26 protein-coding genes are annotated in these 26,641 nt (G+C 43.4%); 23 read left to right on the top strand and 3 right to left on the bottom strand.

Going from position 1 to position 26,641, the window contains the following annotated elements; genetic code table 11:
• Positions 1-8: 8 nt before the first annotated feature.
• Together ACTJKA_RS02170 and ACTJKA_RS02175 are read left to right on the top strand one after the other, a co-directional pair.
• Positions 9-905: an iron-hydroxamate ABC transporter substrate-binding protein gene (locus tag ACTJKA_RS02170; RefSeq protein WP_007500130.1), complete on the top strand. Its 897-nt coding sequence runs from the start codon at positions 9-11 to the stop codon at positions 903-905.
• 144 nt (positions 906-1,049) lie between these two features.
• Positions 1,050-1,274, top strand: coding sequence for a phage holin (locus ACTJKA_RS02175; RefSeq protein WP_008347764.1), 225 nt, complete (start codon positions 1,050-1,052; stop codon positions 1,272-1,274).
• Between the two features lie 280 nt (positions 1,275-1,554).
• On the opposite strand, the gene slrR is transcribed toward ACTJKA_RS02175, so the two are convergent.
• Positions 1,555-2,025 carry an HTH-type transcriptional regulator SlrR gene (slrR, locus tag ACTJKA_RS02180; protein WP_017359189.1) on the bottom strand — a complete coding sequence of 157 codons (471 nt, stop codon included), beginning with the start codon at positions 2,023-2,025 and terminating at the stop codon, positions 1,555-1,557.
• A gap of 257 nt (positions 2,026-2,282) precedes the next feature.
• On the opposite strand from slrR, the gene ACTJKA_RS02185 reads away from it, so the two are divergent.
• The 19 genes from ACTJKA_RS02185 (at position 2,283) to ACTJKA_RS02275 (ending at position 22,598) form a co-directional block, all read left to right on the top strand.
• A complete protein-coding gene (locus tag ACTJKA_RS02185; RefSeq protein WP_024719858.1) occupies positions 2,283-3,014 on the top strand; it encodes a YveK family protein in 732 nt (243 codons plus the stop codon).
• A complete protein-coding gene (locus ACTJKA_RS02190) occupies positions 3,004-3,687 on the top strand; it encodes a CpsD/CapB family tyrosine-protein kinase (RefSeq protein WP_048001965.1) in 684 nt (227 codons plus the stop codon). Before ACTJKA_RS02185 ends, ACTJKA_RS02190 begins: the two co-directional genes overlap by 11 nt.
• A 165-nt stretch (positions 3,688-3,852) precedes the next feature.
• On the top strand, positions 3,853-5,727 hold the full coding sequence (locus ACTJKA_RS02195) for a polysaccharide biosynthesis protein (RefSeq protein ID WP_024719856.1): 1,875 nt from the start codon (positions 3,853-3,855) through the stop codon (positions 5,725-5,727).
• Entirely contained in the window at positions 5,693-6,832 is a 1,140-nt protein-coding gene (locus ACTJKA_RS02200) for a glycosyltransferase family 4 protein (protein WP_440607595.1), read from the top strand. The genes ACTJKA_RS02195 and ACTJKA_RS02200 overlap by 35 nt, the downstream gene beginning before the upstream one ends.
• Before the next feature lie 2 nt (positions 6,833-6,834).
• Positions 6,835-7,674, top strand: coding sequence for a glycosyltransferase family 2 protein (locus ACTJKA_RS02205; protein WP_326115007.1), 840 nt, complete (start codon positions 6,835-6,837; stop codon positions 7,672-7,674).
• Positions 7,667-8,797: a glycosyltransferase family 1 protein gene (locus ACTJKA_RS02210; RefSeq protein WP_440607596.1), complete on the top strand. Its 1,131-nt coding sequence runs from the start codon at positions 7,667-7,669 to the stop codon at positions 8,795-8,797. The genes ACTJKA_RS02205 and ACTJKA_RS02210 overlap by 8 nt, the downstream gene beginning before the upstream one ends.
• A 14-nt stretch (positions 8,798-8,811) precedes the next feature.
• Positions 8,812-9,915 (top strand): EpsG family protein, encoded by a 1,104-nt coding sequence (locus ACTJKA_RS02215; RefSeq protein ID WP_440607597.1) that lies wholly within the window; start codon positions 8,812-8,814, stop codon positions 9,913-9,915.
• 27 nt (positions 9,916-9,942) lie between these two features.
• Complete coding sequence (locus ACTJKA_RS02220; protein WP_017359195.1) at positions 9,943-10,971, top strand: glycosyltransferase family 2 protein; 1,029 nt, start codon at positions 9,943-9,945, stop codon at positions 10,969-10,971.
• On the top strand, positions 10,971-11,999 hold the full coding sequence (locus ACTJKA_RS02225; protein WP_017359196.1) for a polysaccharide pyruvyl transferase family protein: 1,029 nt from the start codon (positions 10,971-10,973) through the stop codon (positions 11,997-11,999). The genes ACTJKA_RS02220 and ACTJKA_RS02225 overlap by 1 nt, the downstream gene beginning before the upstream one ends.
• Positions 12,000-12,027: 28 nt before the next feature.
• On the top strand, positions 12,028-13,557 hold the full coding sequence (locus ACTJKA_RS02230; RefSeq protein WP_440607598.1) for an MATE family efflux transporter: 1,530 nt from the start codon (positions 12,028-12,030) through the stop codon (positions 13,555-13,557).
• 20 nt (positions 13,558-13,577) lie between these two features.
• The gene (locus ACTJKA_RS02235) at positions 13,578-14,171 is read left to right on the top strand and encodes a sugar transferase (RefSeq protein ID WP_272511136.1); all 594 of its coding nucleotides are present in this window, start codon (positions 13,578-13,580) and stop codon (positions 14,169-14,171) included.
• Complete coding sequence (locus ACTJKA_RS02240) at positions 14,134-14,823, top strand: acetyltransferase (RefSeq protein ID WP_440607599.1); 690 nt, start codon at positions 14,134-14,136, stop codon at positions 14,821-14,823. Before ACTJKA_RS02235 ends, ACTJKA_RS02240 begins: the two co-directional genes overlap by 38 nt.
• Positions 14,820-15,983, top strand: coding sequence for a DegT/DnrJ/EryC1/StrS family aminotransferase (locus ACTJKA_RS02245; RefSeq protein ID WP_283931113.1), 1,164 nt, complete (start codon positions 14,820-14,822; stop codon positions 15,981-15,983). Before ACTJKA_RS02240 ends, ACTJKA_RS02245 begins: the two co-directional genes overlap by 4 nt.
• A gap of 164 nt (positions 15,984-16,147) precedes the next feature.
• The gene (nikA, locus tag ACTJKA_RS02250) at positions 16,148-17,767 is read left to right on the top strand and encodes a nickel ABC transporter substrate-binding protein (protein WP_283931112.1); all 1,620 of its coding nucleotides are present in this window, start codon (positions 16,148-16,150) and stop codon (positions 17,765-17,767) included.
• 18 nt (positions 17,768-17,785) lie between these two features.
• Positions 17,786-18,730, top strand: coding sequence for a nickel ABC transporter permease subunit NikB (gene nikB / locus ACTJKA_RS02255; protein ID WP_017368084.1), 945 nt, complete (start codon positions 17,786-17,788; stop codon positions 18,728-18,730).
• On the top strand, positions 18,727-19,560 hold the full coding sequence (gene nikC, locus ACTJKA_RS02260) for a nickel ABC transporter permease subunit NikC (protein WP_017359202.1): 834 nt from the start codon (positions 18,727-18,729) through the stop codon (positions 19,558-19,560). Before nikB ends, nikC begins: the two co-directional genes overlap by 4 nt.
• 13 nt (positions 19,561-19,573) lie before the next feature.
• Complete coding sequence (gene nikD / locus ACTJKA_RS02265; RefSeq protein WP_440607600.1) at positions 19,574-20,380, top strand: nickel import ATP-binding protein NikD; 807 nt, start codon at positions 19,574-19,576, stop codon at positions 20,378-20,380.
• 13 nt (positions 20,381-20,393) lie between these two features.
• On the top strand, positions 20,394-21,209 hold the full coding sequence (locus ACTJKA_RS02270) for an ABC transporter ATP-binding protein (protein WP_440607601.1): 816 nt from the start codon (positions 20,394-20,396) through the stop codon (positions 21,207-21,209).
• A 63-nt stretch (positions 21,210-21,272) separates the two neighbouring features.
• Entirely contained in the window at positions 21,273-22,598 is a 1,326-nt protein-coding gene (locus ACTJKA_RS02275; RefSeq protein WP_440607602.1) for an MATE family efflux transporter, read from the top strand.
• Positions 22,599-22,622: 24 nt separating this feature from the next.
• Here ACTJKA_RS02275 and yvfG read toward each other — a convergent pair whose 3' ends face one another.
• Complete coding sequence (gene yvfG, locus ACTJKA_RS02280; RefSeq protein ID WP_017359206.1) at positions 22,623-22,838, bottom strand: protein YvfG; 216 nt, start codon at positions 22,836-22,838, stop codon at positions 22,623-22,625.
• A gap of 70 nt (positions 22,839-22,908) precedes the next feature.
• On the opposite strand from yvfG, the gene rpoN reads away from it, so the two are divergent.
• Positions 22,909-24,207 carry an RNA polymerase factor sigma-54 gene (rpoN, locus tag ACTJKA_RS02285; protein WP_440607603.1) on the top strand — a complete coding sequence of 433 codons (1,299 nt, stop codon included), beginning with the start codon at positions 22,909-22,911 and terminating at the stop codon, positions 24,205-24,207.
• Positions 24,208-24,380: 173 nt separating this feature from the next.
• A complete protein-coding gene (locus tag ACTJKA_RS02290; protein ID WP_440607604.1) occupies positions 24,381-25,118 on the top strand; it encodes a FadR/GntR family transcriptional regulator in 738 nt (245 codons plus the stop codon).
• Between the two features lie 27 nt (positions 25,119-25,145).
• On the opposite strand, the gene ACTJKA_RS02295 is transcribed toward ACTJKA_RS02290, so the two are convergent.
• Positions 25,146-26,588: a sigma-54 interaction domain-containing protein gene (locus ACTJKA_RS02295; RefSeq protein ID WP_440607605.1), complete on the bottom strand. Its 1,443-nt coding sequence runs from the start codon at positions 26,586-26,588 to the stop codon at positions 25,146-25,148.
• Between the last annotated feature and the right edge of the window lie 53 nt (positions 26,589-26,641).

Genomic DNA, 26,641 nt, shown 5'->3' on the forward strand with positions numbered 1-26,641 from the left:
AACTCATCATGAAAAAAGTACTTGTGTTTGGTTTAACGCTCTGTTTCTTGATTCTGGCCGCTTGTGGTCAACAGGAAACAAAGAAGACAACAAATCAAGATGAAAACGGAACACCTAAGATTGCATCCTTGTCGATTCATTTAACAAATGATTTATTAGCACTCGGGATAAAACCTGCTGGCTCTGTTGTAGGGGGAGACTTAAAAGATTTCCTTCCACATGCGAAAAAGCAGCTTAGCCAAACGAAGAAGCTGGGCATCGCAGCAGATCCTGATATGGAGTCATTGCTTGCTTTAAAACCAGATGTCATTTACGTTGATGAAGAACTAGCTGGACAAGACTTATCAAAATACAAAAAAATTGCCAAAACCGAAGTGTTCAATTTAAATGATGGCACATGGCGTGATCATTTGAAAAAAATCGGCAAGCTCGTCAATAAAGAAAAAGAAGCCGATCAATATATTAAGGACTACAATCAAGAAGCAAAAGAAGTCAAATCACTCATCCAGAAAAAGATTGGGAATGGAAAAGTGATGGCAATTCGTGTAACAGCAAAAGAGCTTCGAGTATTTAGTATGAAACGTCCGATGGGGCCAATTTTATACGATGATTTAGGACTGACACCTGTAGATGGTGTGAAAAAGCTGGACAGCAAACGTCCATTTGAAGTCATTTCTCAAGAAGTGCTTCCTGACTTTGATGCAGATGCTATTTTTGTCGTCGTGAACCGTGATGATAAGGCGCAGCAGGCATTCAAACAGTTAGAGCAGACGCCGATTTGGAAAGGCCTAAAAGCCGTAAAGAAAAACCAAGTGTATCCGATTGCCGATCAGCCATGGCTTGATTATTCAGCTCTAGGCAACAAAATGGCAATGGATGAGGCAAAAAAGATGTTCTCTAAATAATCAGCACATAAATCAAGGCATCATTCCGCATATAGGAATGATGTCTCTTTTTTTGATTCATTCTTCTATTCATGCGCTTTTTGCATACATATGAGAGGGAACGAGCAGTATCGCCCGTATGAAAGGATAAGGGGAGGGGTTACATTGAAGGTTCAAAAAATTAGTGCAGGCACTATAGCGAGGCTTGTGCTGCTTTTATTGGCACTTGTGAACAGCGCTCTCACCGCTGCAGGGAAAAGCCCAATTCCAATTGATGAAGAAGGTGTGCAGCAATTCATTACGTTAGCCTTTCTTGGCATCACATCACTATGGGCCTATTGGAAGAACAATGATATTACGAAAAAAGCACGAACGAAAAAAGAAGAATAATAGAAAACAGAGCCTTTTCATGCAAAAAGGCTCTCAGCGTGTAGAGAAACCCTCGCATTCGGTGTCAGTCCTGCGCGGGTACTCACGAATGTCAAATTCGCTCCGCAAAAGTAGCTGTCCTTCCTAGACTGCTATCACGCTGAAAAGAAGACAAAGAGCTAAAATAAAGTTCATTTTAGCCCTTTGTCCATAAACTGAACAGAGCCTTTTCATATAAAAAGGCTCTATTTCATCGAAGCGACAAGCGCCTCTCCCCGCAAATTGGTTTGATCTCAGTGGCTTACGCCCGGTGTTCTCCCATATTGGTAAGAAACGCTTTCACTTCCTCGATGGTTAAGCCAATGGCCTTTGCTTCACTCATGAGACGCTTCCATTCTGACATATTTGAGTCGGTCAGCTTTCTATGATGGACATGTAATGTCTTTCCTTCCTGCTCCTTTCTGTAGGTTTGGAGCAGCTGATACAGTTCTTCTTTAGGCATGCCGGATTGGACGGCATGAACGATATGATCCCGCCACTCCTGTTCACCGCCCTCAGCGTAATGAAACATCATCGTTTCTGCATCAAACAGCTCTTGTAAATCAATTTCTAGTGATGAGGATACCTTTTTTAAAAACTGGACAGATGGATTACGGTGGACACCACGCTCAATTTTACTCAAATACGATTTAGAGACATGGGCATCTTCAGCCAACTGCTGGATTGAGTATCCTTTCCTCTTTCGGTAAATTCGTATCACCTTGCCTATCATTCGATATATGATCTCCCTTCTCCCCGGCGAATCGTTCTGTGACCTTTTCGTTCATTATAAGAAATAAATTGTTCTTTATAAAATTCAAAAACGTAAGAAACAGGAAGTAAACAAAAGAAAACGAACGATTTCGTTCTTTAAAAAGAACTATAAGACCTATTATGACATTTTTCTTTGCGGGTATTATCTTTTATAATCCAATCATTAACAAAAAGAAACCATATATAACCTTTTTATGATGAAATCGGGAGGTATCTATGAATGAGAATATAGGTTTTAAGCAGCTGTTTTCTGTCATAAAAGAGAAAATGGCCCTTCTGATCCTGATTGTCCTGATCGTAACGGGCATTTCAGCCTACTATCAGTTCTATGTCTCGACTCCTGTATATCAGGCAACCACTCAAATTCTTGTTCATAAACGAAGCAGTGATGCACAAGCGAATTTAAACGATATTCAGATGAACCTTCAATATACACGTACCTTTCAAGTCCTATTAAAAAGTCCAATTGTCATTGAAAAAGTAAAAGAAACACTCAATCTTACAGAATCGGCAGAAGGATTAAAACACAAAATTGCCACAAGTACAGAAAATGAGTCAGAGGTCATAAATATTTCTGTACAAGATGAGGACCGAGCGAAGGCAGTAGCCATTGCGAATACAGCCACAGAGGTGCTGCAAGAAGAAATCAAAAAAACCATGAATATGGATCGCATTAATGTTTTGTCTGAAGCCAAGCTGTCTAACACGATACTAATGAACTCACGTAAATTCGTTCACATCGTTCTGGCACTAGGCGCCTCTGTATTAGGGGGAATGACACTCATTTTCTTAATGAATTTACTCGATGATACGGTGAAACGAACACATCAAATAAGAGAAGAGATCGGATTGCCATCCCTCGGCAGTGTCTATCAGATGCAGGCAGACAGGAGGGCAAAAAAAGACAAGCAGTCCGTCATAACGGGAGGACAGAACATTGATTTTTAAGAGGAAAAAACGAGAAAAAAGAGATTTATCCTGTATTTCTGTATTAAATCCTCACTCTGTCATTGCGGAACAATTCCGAACGATCCGAACGAACATCGAATTCACGTCGATTCAAACGAGGCTGAAGTCGATATTGGTCACATCCTCCTTGCCGAAGGAAGGAAAATCATTTACGGCTGCAAATTTGGCAGCTGTTTTTGCACAGCAGAAAAAACGGGTTTTGCTCATGGATGCTGATTTACGTAAACCTGCCATTCATGAATATTTTGATCTAAGCCCGCACACCGGATTGACCAATGTGCTATTAAATAATTGCAGTTTGGAAGAAGCCATTTTACCTACACCAATTGAGCATTTAGAACTGCTTCCGAGTGGGACCATTCCGCCAAATCCCGCTGAGCTGCTTTCCTCCTCTTTGATGAAGCAGCTATTTTACGAGATTGAACAGCAGTATGACATGGTGATTGTTGATTCCACACCGCTTCTGCCTGTAGCCGATGCCAAAATATTAGCAAACCGGACGGATGGAAGCATTCTTGTGGTTTTAAGCGGTAAAACGAAGATTGCCGCTGTGAAGAAATCAAAAGAAGTATTAGAGGGTACGACAGGGAAACTGCTTGGGGCGATGCTAAATGGCAAGAAAGTGAAAAAGGGAAGGCACTATATGTATTAAAGAGATTAATAGGTGATGTCTCCTAATCTTTAACAACGGAGGCACTCGATCCTGCTGTGGGCATGACATATGCCTTAGATGCTCGTCATCGGTAGTGGGATGTGAGGACGGGTTTGATGCCCATTTTACGTAAGAATAGTGATGTTTTAAAAAGGGGGAGGAGCGTTGACTTACGCCCAAAGATTATCAATCATCGTGGCACTAGATTCATATCTCATCTTAGTTGCCGTCTTTTTTGGCTTTCAATTTGTCCAAGAGGCGGCGTTAACCGTATATACATTTGAAATGCTCGTCATTTCTTCGCTCAGTCTACTGATCGGGCACCATTTGTTTTCGTATATTTTTCACGTGTACAAGCAAGTATGGGCCTATACAGGGGTTAGAGAGCTATTTTCTTTAATGAAGACCTTTGCGTGTTCATTTTTATTTTCCATGACGATGCTGTACATTTTTGTGCAGACATGGCCATTTCGCTTTTTATTTATTGTCTGGCTTTTCCATGTGTTATTCATCGGTGCATCACGAATGGCATCCAGGCTGTTTCATGATGGTGCCAAGCGGTTTCAAGTTGAAAAGGAGCGGGCACTAATCATTGGCGCTGGATCAGCCGGGACCATTATCGTTCGTCAGCTTCAGCAGTCGAGTGATGTACATATTGAGCCGGTCGCTTTCATTGATGATGACAAAACAAAGCATAAGCTTGAAATTATGGGGCTGCCTGTTCTTGGGGGAAAAGAACATATTCAAACGGCTGTTGCGATGATGGATATTCAAAAAATCATTATTGCTATTCCATCCAAAAGCAGTCACACATTAAAAGGACTATATAAGGAATGTGTAGCGACTGGAATCAAAACACAGATTATGCCGGAAATGGAACAGATTTTAAAAGGAACCCATGCGCTGAATCAATTGCGGGATGTACAGCCAGAGGATTTGCTTGGAAGAGAGCCGATTCAATTAGATACAAGCCGTCTATCCGTTCACCTAAAAGGAAAAACGATTATGGTGACAGGAGCTGGCGGGTCTATCGGGTCAGAAATCTGTCGTCAAATTTGTGTATTTTCCCCTCGGGCGATTGTGCTTGTGGGACATGGAGAATTTAGCATTCATTCTATTTTACTAGAGCTGAAAGAATTGTATGGAGACAGCATTAGCCTATATCCACAAATTGCGGATATTCAAGATAAACAAAAAATGAGTGAAATCGTTGGTCATTTTCAGCCGGATATGATTTATCATGCCGCTGCGCATAAACATGTCCCGCTCATGGAAATCAGCCCGAAAGAAGCGGTGAAAAACAATATTATCGGGACAAAAAATGTGGCAGAAGCTGCACATGAGCACGGAGTTGAAACATTTGTCCTCATCTCATCTGACAAAGCGGTCAACCCTGCCAATGTGATGGGAGCGACAAAGCGGTTTGCTGAAATGGTGATTATGCAAATGGGGGCAAGCAGTGAAACGAAATTTGTCGCCGTCCGGTTTGGGAATGTACTCGGAAGCAGGGGGAGCGTCATTCCGATCTTTAAAAAACAAATTGAAAAAGGCGGGCCAGTGACTGTCACGCACCCAGCCATGACAAGATATTTTATGACGATACCAGAAGCATCAAGGCTTGTTATTCAAGCTGGTGCACTAGCAGAAGGAAGGCAGATTTTTGTTTTAGACATGGGGGAGCCAGTCAAAATTGTCGACCTCGCAGAAAACCTCATTCACCTCTCAGGCTACACCACAGACCAGATTCCAATCACATTTACGGGGATTCGTCCCGGAGAGAAAATGTACGAGGAGTTACTCAACCAACATGAAAAAGCACAGGAGCAAATTTTCCCGAAAATCCATATCGGGCATGCCTTGGATGGTGATCCGTATGTGCTGAACCGCTTTATTCACGAATTTAATATGATGAGTGACGATCAATTAAGACAGGCCTTGTTTGCCGCCATTGAGTCGCATGATGTATTGCCTGAACCGATGCAACGAGAGGAGGAGCCACTTGCTAATGAAGAAAAAAGTCTTGTTTTGCGCAACGGTTGATTATCATTTTAAGGCATTCCACCTCCCGTATTTCAGATGGTTTCAGGAACAAGGATGGGAAGTGCATACAGCGGCAAATGGCCAGCTGGAGCTACCGTATGTGGATCAAGCGCATTCCATTCCGATTCAGCGTTCCCCTTTTCATTTGCACAACCGGCTTGCTTATGTGGAGCTGAAAAAGCTGTTAGAAAAAGAGCATTATCAGTTCATCCATTGTCACACACCGATGGGGAGTGTCATTGGCAGGTTAGCGGCTAAAGGGACGCGCAAAAAAGGGACGAAAGTTCTTTACACAGCGCATGGGTTTCACTTTTGGAAGGGGGCACCGCTTCAAAATTGGCTGCTTTATTATCCAGTTGAGAGATGGCTCGTTCAATATACAGATGCACTCATCACCATTAATGGAGAAGACTATGAAAGAGCCGATCGTCTGTCAAAAGAGAAGGCGGCTGTGCATTATGTTCCCGGTATGGGTGTCGATATGAAGCGATTTGCACCAGTTGATGACACAGAAAAAGACCGCCTTCGTAAAGCATATGGTTTTACCACGCAAGATTTTATCGTGCTGTGTGCTGGTGAATTAAATGACAATAAAAATCAAGGAATGCTCATCAAAGCTTGCGCGCAGGTGTATCGGAATATACCACAAGTGAAAATTGTATTTGCTGGAGAAGGGACAAGTCGGTCGTCCTATGAAAAGCTGGTCTGTCAGCTGAATCTTGAGGAACATGTACAGTTTGCGGGATTTTGCAAACACATCGAAGATTGGATGCATATGAGCGATGTATGTGTATCAACCAGCTTGAGAGAAGGACTTGGGATGAATCTTCTTGAAGCGATGTCTGCTGAAAAGCCAGTGATTGCAACAGAAAATAGAGGGCATTGTGAGCTCGTCAAACATGGAGTGAACGGCTTTTTAGTCAAACCGCATGATGTGAATGGTTTAGCCGTTTATTTACAGCAGCTCTATCATAAAAAGGACCAGCTTCACCTAATGGGGAAAGCGGGACGTTCTATGGCTCACGCATTTGCACAGGAGCAGACGGTAAGTGCAATGGAGGAAATTTACACAACGTATATGGATCAAAAAGAGAAGGTGATGTGAGCATGCGTCAGCCGAAAGTTTCGATTATCATGGGTGTTTACAATTGCCAAGAGACAGTAGAAGAAAGCATTGAATCGATTCTTCGTCAAACCTATGAAAACTGGGAGCTCATCATATGTGATGATGCATCAACAGATGGCACCTATGAAAAAGTGCTGCACTATACCATGCGTGATCCCGATAGAATTCGCCTCATCCGAAATGAACACAATCAAAGACTTGCCGCCAGTTTAAATCGTTGTCTCACTGAAGCGAATGGAGAACTGATTGCAAGACAGGATGGCGACGATATATCGGTGTCTACACGATTAGAAAAACAGGTTCGTTTCCTTGATGCACATCCGGAATATGATGTAGTTGGTACGGCGATGACGGTGTTTGATGAGTCAGGGACGAAGGGTGTTCGAGCACTTGTCTCAGAGCCTGATCGAAGGGTGCTAGCAAGAGGAACGCCTTTTTGTCATGGAACGATTATGATGAGAGCGTCTGCCTACAAGGCTTTAAATGGCTATCGTTCTGTCAAAACAACTAGACGGATGGAAGATATCGATCTTTGGATTCGTTTTTTTGCTGCGGGGAGAAAAGGCTTTAATCTGCAAGAGCCCTTATACCTTGTAAGGGAGGATGAAGCGGCCTTTCAGCGCCGGAAATTCCGATACTCAATGGACAATGCCTGGCTTGTGTTAAAAGCATGCAAGCAATTAAAATTGTCGCCGTTTGATTATCTCTTTGCGCTTAAGCCGGTCATCCGTGCCTGTATGTCACCAAAGATCATGAGGTTTTATCATCAGCGGAAACTTGGAGGATCTATGGTGAAAAGGAGGACGATTCGGGATGAGTGAGCCAAAGCGTGTACTTCATGTTGTGGGCGGAATGAACAGAGGCGGTGCAGAAACGATGATCATGAATATCTATCGTGCAATCGACCGAAATGTTCTTCAATTTGATTTCATTACCCACCGGGAGGATGCCTGTGATTACGATGAGGAAATTCGTCAGCTTGGCGGGCGGATTTTTTATGTCCCAAGTATTGGAACGTCCTCTCCATGGACGTTTGTCAAAACGTTGACGAAGACGATCAAGCAAACGGGACCTTATCAGGCGGTGCATGCACATACAGATTTTCAAACGGGCTTTTCTGCCCTTGCTGCGAAACTGGCAGGTGTGAAGATACGCATTTGCCATTCACATAATACGGCTTGGAAACAGTCTCCTAGCCGGGTTGATCATTTGATGCTCAAAGGATTTCGTCAGCTGATCTTTGCCTTTTCTACGCAGCTTGTTGCATGCGGTGAAGATGCCGGTGTCTTTTTATTTGGACAAAAAAGAATGCACGATGGACGAGTGGACATTTTACCAAATGGGATTGATTTGGACTTTTTTTTTCAGTTGGAGCCAGAAGCGAAGGTGAAGATGAAAAAAGACCTCCATCTTCACGAGAGAAAACTGATTATTGGACATATTGGCCGATTTCATGAGCAGAAAAACCATGTTTTTTTCATCGAATTAGCGCAGACACTGAAAAAACAAGGGGTCTCCTTTCAGCTAGTTCTCATAGGAGATGGGCCGCTCCGGCCAGTGGTTGAATCGTATGCAGTGAAAGCAGGATTAATGGAAGACATTGTGTTTACGGGCGTTGTCTCAGAGGTTCCGCAGTATATGAAAGCATTTGATGTGTTTGTGATGCCGTCTTTGTTTGAAGGTCTTCCGCTCGTATTAGTGGAAGCGCAGGCATCTGGACTCCCATGTGTGATTTCAGATCATATCACAAAGGAAGTCGATTTAGGTTGTGGGCTTGTGAAACGGAAATCCTTGCAAGATTCAGCACATGAGTGGATGAAAGCCATACTAGAAGCCTACCATGCAGACCCTCCTCTTCAGGAGACGATTATTTCTCAGCTTGGCCTTAGAGGATTTGATGTGAAACAGAACATCACCCGTGTGATGAATGTGTATGGATTGTAAGGAAGGATTGGCAGATGGCGGTTTATTTGGTGAACATGATCATGGTCTATTTATGGTCGAGCTTTGCCGCATTTTATGGCAGACGTGATGATACCATACAAAGCGGCTGGCGGCCGAACAAGCTTCTGGTGTTTTTTCCATTTTTATTTCTTTGTATTGTGGCGGGCATACGCTACAAAGTAGGAACTGATTTCGTCACCTATGGACAAATGTATGAGTTCTCCGTCAACTATGACAAGCCTTGGCATATTTTCGGATTCGGTGTAGACAAGGCCGCCACTGATCCGGGGTTTACATTGATCTTATGGATGCTCAATCAACTGTCACATGAGCCGCAAATCATGTATATCACAGTTGGGATCATCACCTATTTTTTTATTATCAAAACACTTGTGCGATATGGACGGCCATTTGAGCTTAGTATGCTACTATTTCTCGGCACATTTCATTATTACGCTTCGTTTAATGGCATGCGGCAGTATATGGTGGCAGCGATTCTTTTTTATGCCATCCAGTTTGTCATCAAAGGTCAGTGGAAATGGTATTTTCCGCTCGTGCTTGTATGCGCGCTATTTCATTCATCGGCACTCATTATGATTCCAGTCTATTTCATTGTCAGAACAAAGGCATGGTCTTGGATGATGTTTGTGTTATGTATGATTTTTCTAGGCTTAACCGCTCTGTATGACCGCTTTGTCTCCGTGTTTGTGGTGATGCTGCAAGGGAGTTCTTATGGTCATTACGAGGAGTGGCTGACAACGAATACGAATGGAATGAATGTGACGAAAATTGGTGTCTTGATTTTGCCGTTATTGCTTGCGTTCTTTTGTCGAAAACGACTTCGTGAGCTGACGCCAGAGAGTGATTATATTGTGAATTTTTGTTTGCTTGGTTTTTTGTTTGGCATCCTTGCAACGAAGGATGTCATTTATGCAAGATTTCATATTTACTTTGGTCTGTATCAGCTCATTTTACTGCCTTATTTCACACGGATTTTTGATCAGCGAACCAATTTTTTTATGTATATCGGAATTGGGGTTTGCTATATTTTGTACAGCATCATGCTGATGCCGTTTGATTCTTCTGTTTTACCGTACCGAACAATTTTTACAAAGTAGATTTGAAGAAAGGTGGGGCTTGCTGTCATGCCAGCTATCAGTCTATTGGTCGCAGTCTATAACACTAGTCAATATGTGGAGCAGTGTCTTCAATCGATTGCAGACCAAAGCTTTTCAGATATAGAGGTCATCCTCATTAACGATGGATCTACCGATCACAGTGGAGACATCCTTGAAGCGTTTGCTGCGCGTGATGAGCGATTTCGGGTGATTCACCAAACCAATCAAGGGCTGGGAGCGGTGAGGAACAGGGGCATAGAAGAAGCAACAGGAACGTATCTTGCCTTTGTTGATTCAGACGATGTTCTCGCTCCTCAATACTGTGAGGCTTTATATCAAGAAGCCGAAAACACTGGTGCCGATCTTGTTGTTAGTGAATATTGGATTCAGTTTGAACAGTCAAAACGGATCATACCGACGACGCTGTTAGCTCAGCAGAAAGCCGATAAGACAAGTTTAATAGAATCGTTATTACATGGTGAGATCACGGGATTTTCATGGAATAAGCTGTATCGGCGGGCATTTATCGAAAAGCATCATATCCGTTTTCCGTTGAGAGGTGAGCTTGAGAATATTGAAGATCAATATGTCACGCTGCGCTGTTTTTCTTTATCACGTGTCATTGCCTTTGTTCATGAGCCGCTTTATTATTACCGGGTTCATTTGTCATCCATTGTCCAGCGATATCAAAAGCAGTATTTTCAGCATGGACTGGCGTTTTATGACGCGCAGCGTTTGTTTTTAAAAGAGCATGATGAGCTGACACCATATGAGAAGGCTTTTTGTTTTTTTATCGTGAATCATACGCTGCATTGTATGCTCAATGAATGGAAGAGCCAAAATTCCCTGTCCTTTCAAAAAAAGCTTGGTCATATGCGTGAAATGGTGACACATGAAGCTTTTCAGAAGGCTGTGAAACAAGTGGAACCATCGAAGCTGACTGTGCGAAAGCGAATGATCTTATTCCTTGCTAGGCTGCAGTGGGTGTATCCGCTCTCTGCCGCAGCTTCAAGCTATCAAAAATGGATTGAATATCAAACGAGAAAATCGGGGTGATGAGTGTGACATTCCAGCAATTAAAAGCACATGCCGCAGAGTGGCTGCTCTTAAAGGTCAAGTATCCACTTCAATATAGGTTGAGCCGCCAAAGACTGCCAGAGCTGCGTCATCAGAAGAAGATCATTCTCACGCTGCTACCGGCACATGACAACTTAGGTGATCATGCGATTGCCTATGCGAGCTGCTGTTTTTTACAAAAGCATTTTCCAGACTATCAAATCATAGAAGTAGACATGCAGGAGATGTATCGTCTAGCACGTCCGCTGAAGCACGCGCGGCACCCAGAGGACATTGTCTGTATCATCGGCGGGGGCAACATGGGCGATTTATACCGATATGAAGAATGGACAAGACAATTTATCATGAACGCCTTTAAGTCCTATCCCGTCATTCAGCTGCCCGCTACTGCTCATTTTACAGAAACAAAGAGAGGGAAAAGAGAAGAACGCCGCGCCATTCAAGCATATCAGCAACACCCGAGGCTTCTTTTGATGGCAAGAGATCAAACCACCTATCAATGGATGAAGCAGCATTTTCCTAATAAAGAGGTGTGGAAACAGCCTGATATGGTCCTGACATTAGACGAAACATCAAAGAGTCAAACCCGTAAAGGAGTGCTGCTTTGTCTGCGTGAGGATAAGGAGGCATATCTCACGAAAGAGAAACGAGAACAACTGCAGGAGCATATCAAAGAAACGTATGATCAAGTTGGTTTTATCACAACAACCATTGGGAAGCGAGTGAATCGAACGACTCGTTTAGAGGAATTATCCACGTTATGGACGCAGTTAAGACAGGCACAAGTCGTCGTGACAGATCGACTGCATGGCATGATCTTTTGTGCGATCACACATACACCGTGTGTTGTCATCAGGTCGTTTGATCATAAAGTCATGGAAGGATATGAATGGGTAGCGCACTTGCCATTTATGACCCTTTTGAAGGAACCAACGGAGGAAGCGGTGAAAAAGGCCATTCATCAGCATATGAAAACAAGCGGACAAAAGGGAGAGGAAGCTGGATGAAGGCCCTTAAACACTGCGTGAAATCACCATGAACCGTGCGTTTCTTTACAATGTCAGTGCAAATGTGATGACGTTTATCTTGATGATGCTGATGTCTGTTTGTTTAACGCCTTACATTGTTCATACACTTGGAGTGGAAGCGTTTGGTCTGATTCATCTGACGCAAAATATGATCAATTATTTATCGGTCATTACGGCTTCATTAAGTGCTGTGGTGGTGCGTTTTTTTTCTGTTGCCGCTCATAAAGGAGAGATGGAACAAGCGCAGCGCTATCTCGCTTCCTATTTTGTCAGTTCTCTTTTTTTATCCATCTGTCTTTTTTTACTTTGTCTATTCATGTCTCAGCAGCTGGTTGACTGGCTCCATGTGCCTGCTCATCTTGCAAAAGATACACAGATCGCCTTTGTGTTAGGGGGTCTTTTATTTATGCTCAATTTCGTCATGTCTGGTATTGGGGCGGCACCATTTTATGCGAACAAATTATATGTATCGAGTGTTGGACAGGCCATTCAGATGTTTGGCAGGGCGCTTGTGATTGTTCTGTTATTTACCGTGACAACACCAGCCATTTGGCATATTCCGCTTGCAGCCGTTATAGGGAGTCTCGCCGCTTTGGGAATGGGTCTCTATTATTTTAAGAAACTCATTCCTTGGTTTTCGTTTAAGTGGCGGTACGTTTTTTTATCTTCAAGTCTCACGCTGGTTCGATCAGGGGTGTGGCATTCATTTGAACAAATGGGCATTTTGTTGTTTTTACAAATCGATTTATTGATGACCAACTTACTGATTGGGGCAGAAGCGACTGGACAGTATGCCGCCATTTTACAATTTCCATTATTATTGCGCACCCTTGCAGGGACACTTGCGGTTGTGTTTGCGCCAACGATCACAAAATTATATTCAAATCAAGACGAGCAGGGGCTCATTCAATACGCTGCCAAAGCCATGAAATGGAGTGGTTTATTTGTGGCATTCCCCGCGGCTCTGTTAGGAGGTCTTGCCGGTCCGCTCATGCTGTTATGGCTTGGACCAGCCTTTGAGGAGCTGAAATGGCTGCTGATGATTCATGCGGCTTATTTGTGTTTCACGTTGATGTTTTTACCGCTGACCTATGTACCGACTGCCTTTAACCGATTTAAAGTGCCGGCGGTTGTGACACTCGTATTAGGCGGTTCCAATGTCCTCTTAGCCTATGGACTGACTCACCTACTTCAGCTTGGGTTATACGGCATTGCATCAGCAGGGGCCGTTGTTTTATTGATGAAAAATATCGTTTTTCTCCCATTGTATACAGCCAAGATCACGAAACAGAAAAGCACCATCTTTTACAAACATACAGTCATTCCGCTGTTTGGGGCTCTATTCATATGGGGGATCTGTGCCGGCATTCAGGCTGTGTATGATGTGACGAGATGGTGGGAGCTATTTTGTATTGGCGGAATATGTTTCGTTCTCTACTTAGGCTATTTGTATCAATTTGCAGGAACAAAACAAGAGCGGATACAGCTCATGCGCAAGGTGAAACAAGCTGCTATTGAACGGGCTGTCTCCCGCTAGTGTGGAAAGGAGAAGCAATGATGAAAAGAATAATAGATGTGGTCGTGGCACTGACACTGCTCATCGCAGGGAGTCCTCTTTTCCTTCTCATCTATGGACTCATTAGGTGGAAAATCGGAGCTCCTGTGGTGTTTCGACAAGAGCGGCCTGGTCTGTACGGACAGCCGTTTATGCTTTATAAATTTCGGACGATGACCGAGGAACGCGATGAACATGGCGTACTGCTTCCAGACCATCTTCGATTAACAAAAACCGGCACCTTTATTCGTAAGCTCAGTCTTGATGAATTGCCGCAGCTTGTCAATGTACTCAAAGGGGAAATCAGTCTCGTTGGCCCAAGACCGCTTTTAATGGAGTATTTACAAATGTACACAGAGGAGCAAGCGAAGCGTCATCTTGTGAAGCCTGGTATCACTGGATGGGCCCAGGTGAATGGGAGAAATACTCTCTCTTGGGAGGAGAAATTCACCTATGACCTCTGGTATGTAGAGAACCAATCGTTTTGGCTCGATATAAAAATCTTATGGATGACCTTACTGAAAGTCATCAAAACAGAAGGGGTGCAGCAGCCAAATCATGCAACAGCTGAAAAATTCAAAGGAACCGATACGTAAAGAGCAACCCATTGGCTTAATAGGGGCTGGCGGACACAGCAAGGTCATTCAGGAGTTGATTTTTTTGCATCCTGATTACTCATTGTGTGCGGTATTAGACGATCGATTTGAGGAAGCTGACACTCAAACCGGCATTCTGTATGGTCCGATTTCTATGAGTCAAAAGGTAAGAGATGAAATACCTGATATGCAATGGCTTATTGCCATTGGGCAAAACGAAATCAGACAGAGGATCAAAGAACGTCTCGAATTTGAAGAGAGGGCATTTGCCACACTGATTCATCCAGAGGCAGTTGTGAGCTCGTCAACGAAGGTTGGCGGGGGAACGGTTGTGATGGCAAGGGCTGTTGTGCAAGCAGATGCAGTAATTGGTGAGCATGCCATTATCAACACCGGTTCTATCGTGGAGCATGATTGCTTTCTCGAATCCTTTACGCACCTATCCCCGGGAGCCGTGCTCACCGGCTGTGTCTCTGTGCGAGAGGGTGCTCATATTGGAGCTGGGGCTGCTGTCATACCTGGCAGAACCATTGGAAGCTGGGCAGTGATCGGCGCAGGAGCGGCAGTGACCCGAGATATACATGATCAGAAAGTCGCCGTAGGCGTTCCTGCAATTGAGATCAAAGATCGAAGAGAAGGTGGGAAATCATGAGAGACAGGAAACGAATCTACTTATCTCCTCCTCATATGAGTGGAAAAGAACAGATGAAAATAGAGGAGGCATTTAAGAGCAATTGGATTGCACCATTAGGACCGCTTGTAAATGAATTTGAGCAAGTGGTCGCGGATTATGCAGGGGTGAAGAGAGGAGCAGCATTATCTTCAGGAACAGCAGCCATTCACCTTGCCTTAAAACTCCTTGGCGTTCAAAAGGGAGATATGGTCTTTTGTTCCACTCTCACATTTGTTGCCAGTGCAAATCCTATTTTATATGAACAAGCGACGCCTGTTTTTATTGATTCAGAAAAAGAGACTTGGAATATGTGTCCGCTGGCGTTAGAGAAAGCCTTTGCTGAAACAAAACGACTTGGGAAAAGACCCCGTGCGGTTATTGTCGTTCATTTATACGGACAAAGTGCAAAAATGGATGAAATCATAGCGGTGTGTGAGGCATATGATGTGCCAATCATTGAAGATGCGGCTGAATCGTTAGGCAGTATATATAAAGGAAGAAAAAGCGGTTCAATGGGCAGGTTCGGTGTTTACTCTTTTAACGGAAATAAAATCATTACAACATCAGGAGGCGGAATGCTTGTCAGTGATGATGAAGCAGCCATCGACCGCTGCCGATTTCTCGCGTCACAGGCGAGAGAACATGCCCTACACTATGAACATCAAGAGGGGGGATATAACTATCGGATGAGCAACCTGCTCGCAGGTGTAGGAATTGCACAAATGGAAGTGTTAGAGGAGCGTGTTCAGCAAAAACGCCGCATTTTCGAGCGTTATCAAGATGCTTTAGCCGATATTGAAGGCCTTCAATTTATGCCAGAATATCAAGACACCACATCAAACCGCTGGCTGACCACATTCACCATTGATCATCATGCACAGATGTCTCCAGTAGAGATGATAGATGCTTTAGAACAAAAGCAGATCGAAGCAAGGCGTGTATGGAAGCCGCTGCACCAGCAGCCGCTCTTTCATGGTTATCCTTTTTATACAACAGCCGATGAAGTCCCTGCATCTGAGTTGTTATTTGAGACAGGTCTTTGCCTGCCATCTGGTACAAGCATGACAGACGCGGAACAGGAGCTTGTCATTGATACACTGTACAACGCCCTGCAAAAGAAAGCATTACCCTCCTCATAGGCTGCTCGTTCATCAGCAGCCTGCCTCTCTTTTTAACAAATCCCTTAATTTGTGGAATAATAAGGAATATATATTGTCATTTCGTTTCAAATATGATATTGACAACAGAGTCCTTCCTCCTTAAAATGAAAATGATTATCAGCATCAATTAGGAGGAGCAACTTATGTCTATTTGGAGTAATTTTCCGAAAATTAAAATAAATACAATATTACCTATCCTACTCATCTTCTTACTAGTAGGCTGTTCTCAAGCAAATAATGGAGCAGGTGGAGACAAGGATCATCCTGATATGATCACCATGGCATGGCCAAGAGATATTGGCGAAATGAATCCACACATATACAATCCATCACAATTGTTTGCCCAATCCATGATTTACGAACCATTGGTGAGCTATCAAAAAAATGGAGAGCTTAAACCTGAATTAGCAAAATCATGGGATGTTTCCAAGGATGGCAAGGTGTATACGTTCCATCTTAGAGACAATGTCACGTTCTCAGATGGATCTAAATTTAATGCGAACATTGTGAAAAAGAATTTTGATGCGATTTTAAAAAACAAAGAAGTACATAGCTGGTTAGGTGTCATAAAGAAAATCAAAAAGACAGAAGCAGTGGACAAGCAAACGTTTAAACTCACATTAACTGAGCCTTATTATCCAACTGTTCAAGAGTTAGCTGTTGTGCGCCCCGTTCGTTTCCTAGGAGAAGCAGGTTTTCCGAAAAACGGAGATACATCAAAAGGAATCGAAAAACCAGTGGGAACAGGTCCTTGGGTATTAAAGACGTACAAAAAAGATGATTACGCGATTTTTGAACGAAATGACCACTACTGGGGAGAGAAACCAAAGGTCAAAGAAATCAAAGTGAAGGTCATTCCAGATGCCGAAACAAGAGTGATGGCATTTGAAAAAGGCGATGTAGATCTACTTTACGGAGAAGGAACGATTAGCCTTGATGCTTTTAAACAACTAGAGGCGAGCGGCAAGTATGAAACGAAGATGTCAGAGCCTGTAGCCACAAGACAGCTTGTCATGAACACAAAAGTCGATCAGCTGTCAGATGAGAAAGTGCGTCACGCCCTTCAGTATGCGATCAATAAAACATCATTGGTGGAAGGTGTGACCTCTGGCTTAGAGGATGTAGCAGATCACATCTTGCCGACAAACATGCCATATACGTCAGGCATCCGGGTGAAATCTTTCCAGTATGATGTGGACAAAGCGAAGGCTTTACTGGATGAAGCGGGCTGGACGCTTCCAAAAGGAAAAACCATACGCGAAAAAGACGGAAAAACGCTTGAGTTTAGTATGATGTATGACTCAGCAGAATCGATTCAAAAAACAATGGCTGAAACACTGCAGGCAGAATGGGCAGCCATTGGCGTTGGCGTCAAACTTGAAGGTGTCGAGCTGGCGACGCAGGTTCAGCGGTTTAAAGCGAACAAATTTGATATGAACTTCTTTAGCAATTACGGAGCGCCGTATGATCCGCATACATTTATGAACGTTGTCTCATCAGATGGTTTTGGATTCAAAGAGGCGATCTCAGCGTATCCGAATAAAGATAAGCTGATCAAAGAAATGACGGAGATTCCATCGACAACAAATGAAAACAAACGCAAAGCACTTTATTCGTCCGTCTTATCTTCCTTGCAAGATCAAGGGGCGATTGTGCCAATCTCTTATTTTAAAAAGACAGCTGTTTATCAAAAAGATGTGAAGGACTTTGATTTCCCTGCGAATCGAGATGAACATCCTTTCACAGGCATCAAGCTGAAGTAACAGAAGGAAGGTAAGCAAATGAGCCGCTATATCATCAAACGAATGTTATCTATCATTCCTGTATTTCTACTAGCCACACTGTTCACAACTGGCATGATTCATCTGTCACCAGTTGATCCAGCGGAGGCATATTTAGCAGCGGCTCATATTCAGCCTACTGATGAGGTATTAGCCCAAAAACGAAGTGAATTTGGTTTAGATGAACCTTTTTACATGCAGTACCTTCATACGATTGAAAAAGTCGTCCGTCTTGATTTTGGGCGGTCGTATATGACCAATCAGCCTGTGCTTGATGAGGTGATCTATCGAATACCTGCGACGATTCAATTGGCGTTCACTAGTCTGCTGATCGCAATTTGTGTCAGTATTCCACTGGGCTTTTTCAGCGGGGTGAGAAAAAATGGCGTTGTAGATCATGTGAGCCGGTTGATTTCCTTCCTAGGAGCATCTATCCCGACCTTTGTTTTGGGGTATTTGCTCATCTTCTTTTTTTCAGTGAAACTCGATCTTTTACCTGTTGAAGGTGTTGGTACATGGGAACATCTTGTACTGCCATCCATTACACTGGCTGTGCCGTTAATTGCGATGTATACGAGATTATTGCGAGCGAGTGTGAGTGAGACGCTTCACGAGCCTTTTGTTCAATATGCGAGAATGAGAGGGTTAAAGGAACAATCGATTATGTTCAAACATGTCTTCAGAATGGCGATATCACCGATGCTGACAGGACTTGGCGTGAATCTTGGCAAGCTGCTCACAGGGACCATTATTGTAGAGGCTGTTTTTTCATGGCCTGGATTTGGACGATTTTTTATTGAAGCGATCTTTAACCGGGATCTGCCGGTCATTCAATTTTATGTGTTGATGGCGGCGTGTATCTTTATCTTAAGCAGCTTGATAGTGGATCTTCTTCTGCTGCTCATTGACCCCCGTATTTCTAGAAAGGAAGGCCGCCAGCCATGATGACAAAAGTAAAACATCTTTTCTATCATCAAAAGATGATCTCGATCTGTGTGCTGCTGCTCGGTCTCCTGCTCATTGTGACGATATGTGCACCATGGATCGCTCCGCATGACCCAGCGGCTGTCAATCTTGCAATGAAGCTAAAGGGTTCTTCATGGGAGTATCCTCTAGGCACCGACCAATTGGGAAGATGCAATTTATCTCGTATTCTATATGGTGCTCGTATTTCACTAGGCTGTGCGTTGTTAATCTTTGTTTCCTCTCTATCTATCGGTTTAATCGTAGGGCTGATTTCTGGATATAAAGGCGGCTGGATCGATCACGTATTGATGAGATTGTGCGACGGGGTCATGGCATTTCCGAATTTGGTACTGATCCTTGGATTAGTCGGTATTTTTGGACCGGGGCTTTCTCAAGTGGTGCTGGCTTTGATGCTTGTGCAGTGGGTGTATTACGCTCGCGTCTTTCGAGGGATGGTCCTTAGTTTAAAAGAACAAAACTTTATTGCAGCTGCGAAGATTAGTGGTACTTCCCATTGGAATATCATGAGAAAGCATATGATTCCGAATGTACTGCCGCCACTCGCGGTTGTGGGCACACTTGAAATGGGCTGGGCGATTATGGACATTTCAGCCATGTCTTTTCTAGGCTTAGGGGTTCAGCCCCCTACGCCTGAATGGGGAGCGATGATCCATGAAGGAAAATCTTATATTCAAACAAATCCTCAGCTGATGCTTTATCCGGGTCTTGTGATTATGGCTGTGGTCATTCTATTCAACTTACTGGGAGAAGCCCTTTCAGAGAAATATGGCATCAAACGTCGTGTGTAAAGGAATGAGTCAGATGGAAGAGTCTATTTTAAACATAGAGAACCTGCATGTGCATACGAAAACGCCGCAAGGAACCATTTCTCTTGTTCAAGAAATAGCATTTGAGGTAAAGCACGGTCAAATTGTTGGATTAATTGGTGAGAGCGGATGCGGAAAAACGGTGACAAGTATGTCGATCTTAAACATGCTTGATCGAAAAACAACGGAAGTGACTGGCAGTATCACTCTACAAGGTCGAGAATTGATCGGTTTGAGTGAACAGCATATGCGGTCTATTCGTGGCAAAGATCTCTCATATATTATGCAAAATCCAATGAATAGCTTTACGCCTGTATGGACAATTGGACATCAATTGATTGAAACAATCCGCCGGCATACAGCTGTCAGTAAAAGGCAGGCACGGGTCCAGGCAATGAAAGCCTTAGAGAAAATGAACCTGCCGCATCCAGATCAATTACTGAGTAAATACCCTTTTGAATTAAGCGGGGGGATGCTCCAGCGTGTCATGATTGCTATGGCTGCCTGTATGCATCCGCCTCTGATCATCGCAGATGAACCGACAACCGCATTAGATGTACACAATCAGAAGCTGGTGCTTGAGCACTTGAATCAAATTCGTCATGAATACGGAACGGCGATTTTGCTCATTACCCACGATCTTAGTGTGATTGCAGAAATGGCAGACGAGGTCGTGGTGATGAAACAAGGAAAAATCGTTGAAAAGGCTGAAGTTCTTGAGCTTTTTGAACACCCGAAGCATGATTATACAAAGAAACTTTTAGCAGCTCGTCCATCCATTCCAGCTGTTTGCCCGATTTGAGGTGAGAAGACCGTTGCATTTAATAGAAATGAAAGCAGTTAGTCATTCATATGGCAACCGATCGTTTCTGATGAGGACAAAAGGGAGAGCCCCTGTCCTGAAAAACGTTCATTTGACCATAGAAGAAGGCACTTGTCTTGGATTATTAGGTCAAAGTGGTGCAGGGAAAAGTACACTCGGCCGCATCATCCTTGGACTAGAGAAGCCGAGTAGCGGACAAGTTCTGTTTGAAGGTCAGGATATCATTCGTGCAGATCAGCGGACACATCAGCATTTCCGCCGAAATGTACAAGCGGTATTTCAAGATTCATATTCAGCGGTGAATCCAAGGTGGACAGTGGAACAAATTCTATCTGAGCCGCTTGAAAACTATGAACCAATGAACCGTAAAAAACGTCAGCATATACTGATTCACTGGTTAGAAAGAGTAGGGCTCAGTGAGCAGGATTTGTCCAAGTACCCATACCAATTTAGCGGCGGCCAGCTACAGCGGATCAACATCGCCAGAGCACTGGTGCTTCAGCCAAAGCTCATTGTGCTGGATGAATCAGTCAGTAGCTTAGATATGGTTACGCAGGCTGTCATTTTAGATTTGTTAGTCGAATTAAAGAAAGAGCTGAAGCTTGCATACTTATTTATTACACATGATTTGACAGCGGCCTATCATTTAAGTGATCAATTAGCGATTCTTGATCAGGGTGAGCTTGTGGCTCAGTTTCAATCGAAGGATGATTTCTTTATATCAGAGCACGAAGCTGTGCTGAAAATGAGGGAGGCAATGCTCGCCAGCCACCCTTTGTCTCGAACGATTGGCAGGCCGGTTCGTTAACTTTTTCATTCCCTCAATGCCTCTTTTAAGAGAGGCTATTTTTCATGAAAGGCAGGTGGCATCGTGAACCATCGAGCATATTTAGCTTTGGCGATCCCTTTAACCATTTCAACGATGACCACGCCATTACTTGGAGCTGTCGATACAGCAGTTGTCGGACAGCTTGCCAACCCCGCTTATATAGGAGGCGTCGCAGTCGGCAGTCTCATTTTTAGTACATTGTACTGGCTGTTTGGCTTTTTACGGGTAAGTACATCTGCTTTTGCTGCCCAAGCAAACGGAGCGCAGAACGAGGAGCAGGGTGTTCTTGCTTTTCTAAGGCCTTTTTTGCTGGCTATTATTGTCGGGCTTTGTTTTATTGCTCTTCAATGGCCCATTATTCAATCCGCATTATGGATCATCTCTCCTGCTGCTGATGTGCGCGAATATGCAGCGGACTATTTTCATATTCGGATCTGGGGAGCGCCATTTACCTTGATGAATTACGTCATACTCGGCTGGCTGATGGGGATGGCAAAAATGAAAGAAGCCCTTTCTTTACAAATTTTGATCAATGTCATGAATATGATCTTGGCATTGATCTTAGTTCATGCGTTTTCTTTTGCCGTCAAAGGTGTGGCAGCGGCGACATTGATCTCTGAACTCACTGCTTTTGTGTTAGGGGCCTTGATCATCTTGAAGCATACGTCAAACGGTTTTCGGATGCCGTCTATCCAGCAGGTGATGGACACACGTGCAGTAAAGAAAATGTTTCATGTGAATAAAGACTTGTTTATCCGAACGATCTGTCTGCTTGTCGTGATCAACATGTTTACAGCAAAGGGAGCGTCTTTCGGAACGGAGCAATTGGCGGCGAATGCCATTTTATTTCAAATTCACTACATCATGGCCTATTTGTTCGATGGATTTGCCAATGCATCCAGCATCCTTGTCGGTAGATCAGTAGGTGCGAACGACCGAGCGCTTTATGATAAAACATTAACCCTTTCGAGACAATGGGCAGTTGTGATGGCATGTGTCATTGCGGCAGGTTACTTTTTCTTTAAAGTACCGATTTTGAGCCTGTTTACAAATTTGCCTCAGCTTCTTGATGTGACACTGCAATATGCCGATTGGCTCGTTCTTTATCCGTTCGCTGCTTGTTTTGGTTTGGTGATTTATGGTGTATTCACAGGTGCGACAGAAATTGCTCCTGTTAGGAATTCAATGCTGTTTGCGATGATTTTGTTTGTGGCTGTTCAGGCGGCAGTCATTCCGATATGGCACAATCACGGACTATGGTTTGCCTTTATCATTTATACTGTAGGTCGGTCCGGCTTTTTGATGATGTACAAATCGAAGCTGGATCAAAAGCTTTTCCTGCATGAAAAACACCCTTTGCAATCATGAGAAAGGGTGTTGTTTGTCGTCCATTTATTCGCTTTCTTTTTTCACCTTTTGGTACGCTTCATCGAGATGCTGAATTCGCTTCAAGACAACAGCATTTTTCGTCAATTGATCCTGCACAAGTGTAGAAACCACCGAACGATAATAAGCGTTCATGGCATGAATCTTGTCTTCATGTTGATTCATGGCAATGTGCTGTTTTAAGTTATCAATAAAGTATGGAACGGAAAAAAGTTCAGACATGGAAATCACTCCTATTTCGTATATACGGTCCGTCAATCTTCATGTAAAATGATGAGAGGGAGGGGAGACAATGAGCCTTAAACTGCAACAAGAACTAGTATTAAAGCAGGTACTCACACAAGAACTCAGGCAGGCGATTACGCTGCTGCAATTGAATTGTGCAGAGCTGGGTGAGTATCTTGATCAGTTAGCGCTTGAGAACCCTCTGATTGAGCGGAAAGACACGGACAGCTATCAACCAGTTTATCATAAAAGAACGCAAGATCGAATGACAGAGCCGTATCGTACGCATCAAAAAGAAAGCCTGCAAATGTATTTAAAGAGACAGGCCATTGATTTGAATTTAAGTGAAAAGAATCAAAGGATTTTTCAATTCATGATTGAGTCCATTGATTCCAATGGCTATTTAAATGAACCGGTTGACCAAATGGCCGCTGTGTTACAGGCTTCGGCAGAAGAAGTAGAGGCCGTTCTTCATCAGCTTCAATCATTAGAGCCTGCCGGTATTGGCGCTAGATCATTGCAAGAATGCATCCTGCTCCAGCTTAGACGAAAAAAGGATCGCTGGTATGAAGCAGAGCTGATCATCGAAGGGCATTTCTTTCTTTTCGCAAGGAAGGCTTGGAAGGAAATCGCAGCTAAAACAGGTATGCCGTTGAAAACCCTGCAAGCCATACAAGATGAGGTATCGCTTCTCGAACCAAGACCAGGCCTTCATTTCTCTTATGAAGAAGAGGATGTGTATATAGAACCAGATGTGTTGATTACAGCTGCGGGAGGTCACATCACATTCGAGCTGAACCAGCGTGCTTTTCCGGACATTGAAATGAATGAAGGGTATTTCGCCATGATTCAAGATCAAAAGCGGCATGAAGCATACACGTATCTAAAGGAAAAGCAGCAGCAGTACAATTGGCTTGTTCAAGCGCTGAAGCAGAGAAAACAAACGATGACAAATGTCGTTCGTGAGATTATCTTACAACAGACTGATTTTTTCCTGACCGGGAAGCATAAAATGAAACCGCTTACGATGAAGCGGGTTGCAGATATATTACAAGTGCATGAGTCGACAGTGAGTCGAACAGTCAAAGGGAAAATGGTGCAGACCCCTTACGGATTAATGGAAATGAAACAGTTTTTCCAAGCGAAACTAGAAGGGCATTCGCTCGAAGAAGCATCCAGCTACACAGTGAAGACCCACATTGCGGAGCTGATTCAATCAGAAAATAAGAAAAAACCGTATTCGGATCAGCAAATCATGACGCAGCTTCAGCAAACCTTTGGTATCCGTGTCTCTCGCAGAACCATTGCTAAATATCGTGAACAAATGAACCTTCCGTCTTCCACGCTACGGAAGCGATATGATTAAAAAGAAGCACATGCCAGAAACAATGGCACGTGCTTCTTTTTTGATGAGTGGAAGAGTGAGAGAAGATTTCTTGAGAATTGAAAAAAGGGAAGACGTGTGATCTGAATTTTGGGGTAAAGTATAAGATAGGGCATGAGCCGATGGGGTAGACAACAGTGATGAGGTGAGACCAATTGAAATATAAACAAATCAAAACGAAAAAAATATATGAAGAAATTGCGGACGCATTAGTCGAATCCATTCGAACGGGGGAGCTTCTTCCAGGCGAAAAATTAGACTCGGTTCAAGCACTTTCTGAAAATTTTCAAGTCAGCCGTTCCGCTGTGAGAGAGGCGCTGTCCGCTCTGAAAGCGATCGGATTAATAGAGATGAAGCAAGGAGAAGGCACATATGTGAAGCAGTTCGATCCTGAGCAGCTCACATTTTGTTTATCTCCTGCTTTTTTGATGAAGCAGCAGGATATCGCACAGCTTCTTGAAGTGAGATCAATCATTGAATCAGGTGCTGTCAAAAAGGCAGCATTGCTGCGGACAGACGATGACCTCCATCGACTGCAGGAGGCACTAGAACAAATGAAGCGTGCAGAAGCGCATAAAGAAATTGGTGAGGAGGCAGACCTCACATTTCATCTTGCCATCGCCAAAGCCTCAAAGAATCATTTACTAGCGGCGTTAATGAATCAGGTCTCATCCTTATTAATTGAAACGATGCGGGAAACGAGAAAAATCGTGTTATTTTCAAGAAAAGCGTCCATACGTCAGCTTTACAAAGACCATGAACGTATTTATCAAGCTGTCATGGACAAGCAGCCAGAAGAAGCGGAGAGGGCGATGCTTACACATTTGGAAAAAGTAGAACAACTTCTTGGTGATGTGCTACAAGAACAGGAAGGAAAGCCAGATATTCAATAAGCTGTGCCGAAAAACGGCACAGCTCTATTATTGACGAGAAATATGCAATTTTTTCATTCGATATTGCAGACTTTGCCTGCTCATGCCCAATATCTTTGCAGTCTGTGAAATATTGTCGTCCATTTTATTTAAGTAATGGACGATGTATTGTTTTTCAAATCGTTCCATTTGGGTTTGGAAATCAGTTGTATGATCTGAGCTCGTGTAGACAAACGTATCAGCTGCAGCTGATAGATTAAGCGGACTCATCTGCATGTGTTCACTAGGACGTCCTTCTCCTTGCTTGAAACGGAAATGGTAAGGAAGGTGATGCATGCTTAAGTATGTTTCGTCCATCATCATATTCATTCCAGCCTCAATCACATGCTCCAGTTCTCTTACATTGCCCGGCCAATGATACGTTTGGAACAGGGCAAGTACCTCTTCATCAGCCGCCTTCACATTCATTTGAAACAGTTCATTATATTTTTGAATAAAATGCATGACAAATGTGGGGATGTCTTCTTTTCGCTCAGAGAGTGGCGGGATAAACAAGGTGACAATGCCAAGCCGGTAAAATAAATCCTTTCGCATCCGTCCACCTGCGATCGCATCCACAGGGTCCTCATTCATATTAGCAATCACTCTCACATCAATGGCGACTTCCTTTGTACTGCCTAACCTTCTTACACGTTTCTCTTGCAAGACGCGCAATAGTTTTGCTTGAAGAGCTGGGTGTAATGAGTTGATCTCATCTAAAAGCAGTGTACCTCCTTGTGCTTGTTCGAATAGACCGGGCTGATCTGTTGCCCCTGTAAAAGCCCCTTTTTGTGTTCCAAAAAGCAGACTTTCAATCAGGTTATCAGGCAGTGCTGCACAATTCTGCGTAATAAATGGTCCAGATGAACGGCTGCTGCCATTATGAATGCTTTGTGCAAATAGCTCTTTCCCCGTCCCTGTCTCACCAACAATCAGCACATAAGAAGAGGTACGTGTGGCTCGTTTCGCATGTTCAATCACTTCTAAAAAGGCAGGACTTTCCCCAATGATTGAATCAAATGTAAAGCGTGTGTTTCCTTTTTTCTTCATATTGTGATGAATGAGCCGTTCCAGTTTCGTGACATCATTCGAAATTTCAACTGCCCCTTGAATCAAACCGTCTCGTACGAGCGGGTATGTATGGTTAATCGTTGTGATTTCTTTACCATTGTAGTTGTGATACGTCTGCTTTGCATGAACCGTCTGTTTCCCGGTTCGCAGCGCTTGGACAAGTGTACTGTGCATCTCATCCTGAAACACAAAGAGGTCTAATACATTTTTATAAAGGACATCAGAACGTTTTAAAGATTCGATCTCCATCATTTTTTTGTTATAAACAATGGTATTGCCATTTTCGTCAATGGCGTGAACCCCAACATCAATTAAATCGAGCATTTGTTTATATAGATCAATCTCATTTTCGAGCTTTGCGGTATGCTGATCTTTTTTCACTTGCGCCACCTCCAGACATTACCTCTATTTTACATGAAAAATTTTGCGGTTTC

Origin of the sequence: Bacillus sp. 22190, assembly GCF_052045575.1 — a bacterium.
GTDB classification, from domain to species: domain Bacteria; phylum Bacillota; class Bacilli; order Bacillales; family Bacillaceae; genus Bacillus; species Bacillus altitudinis.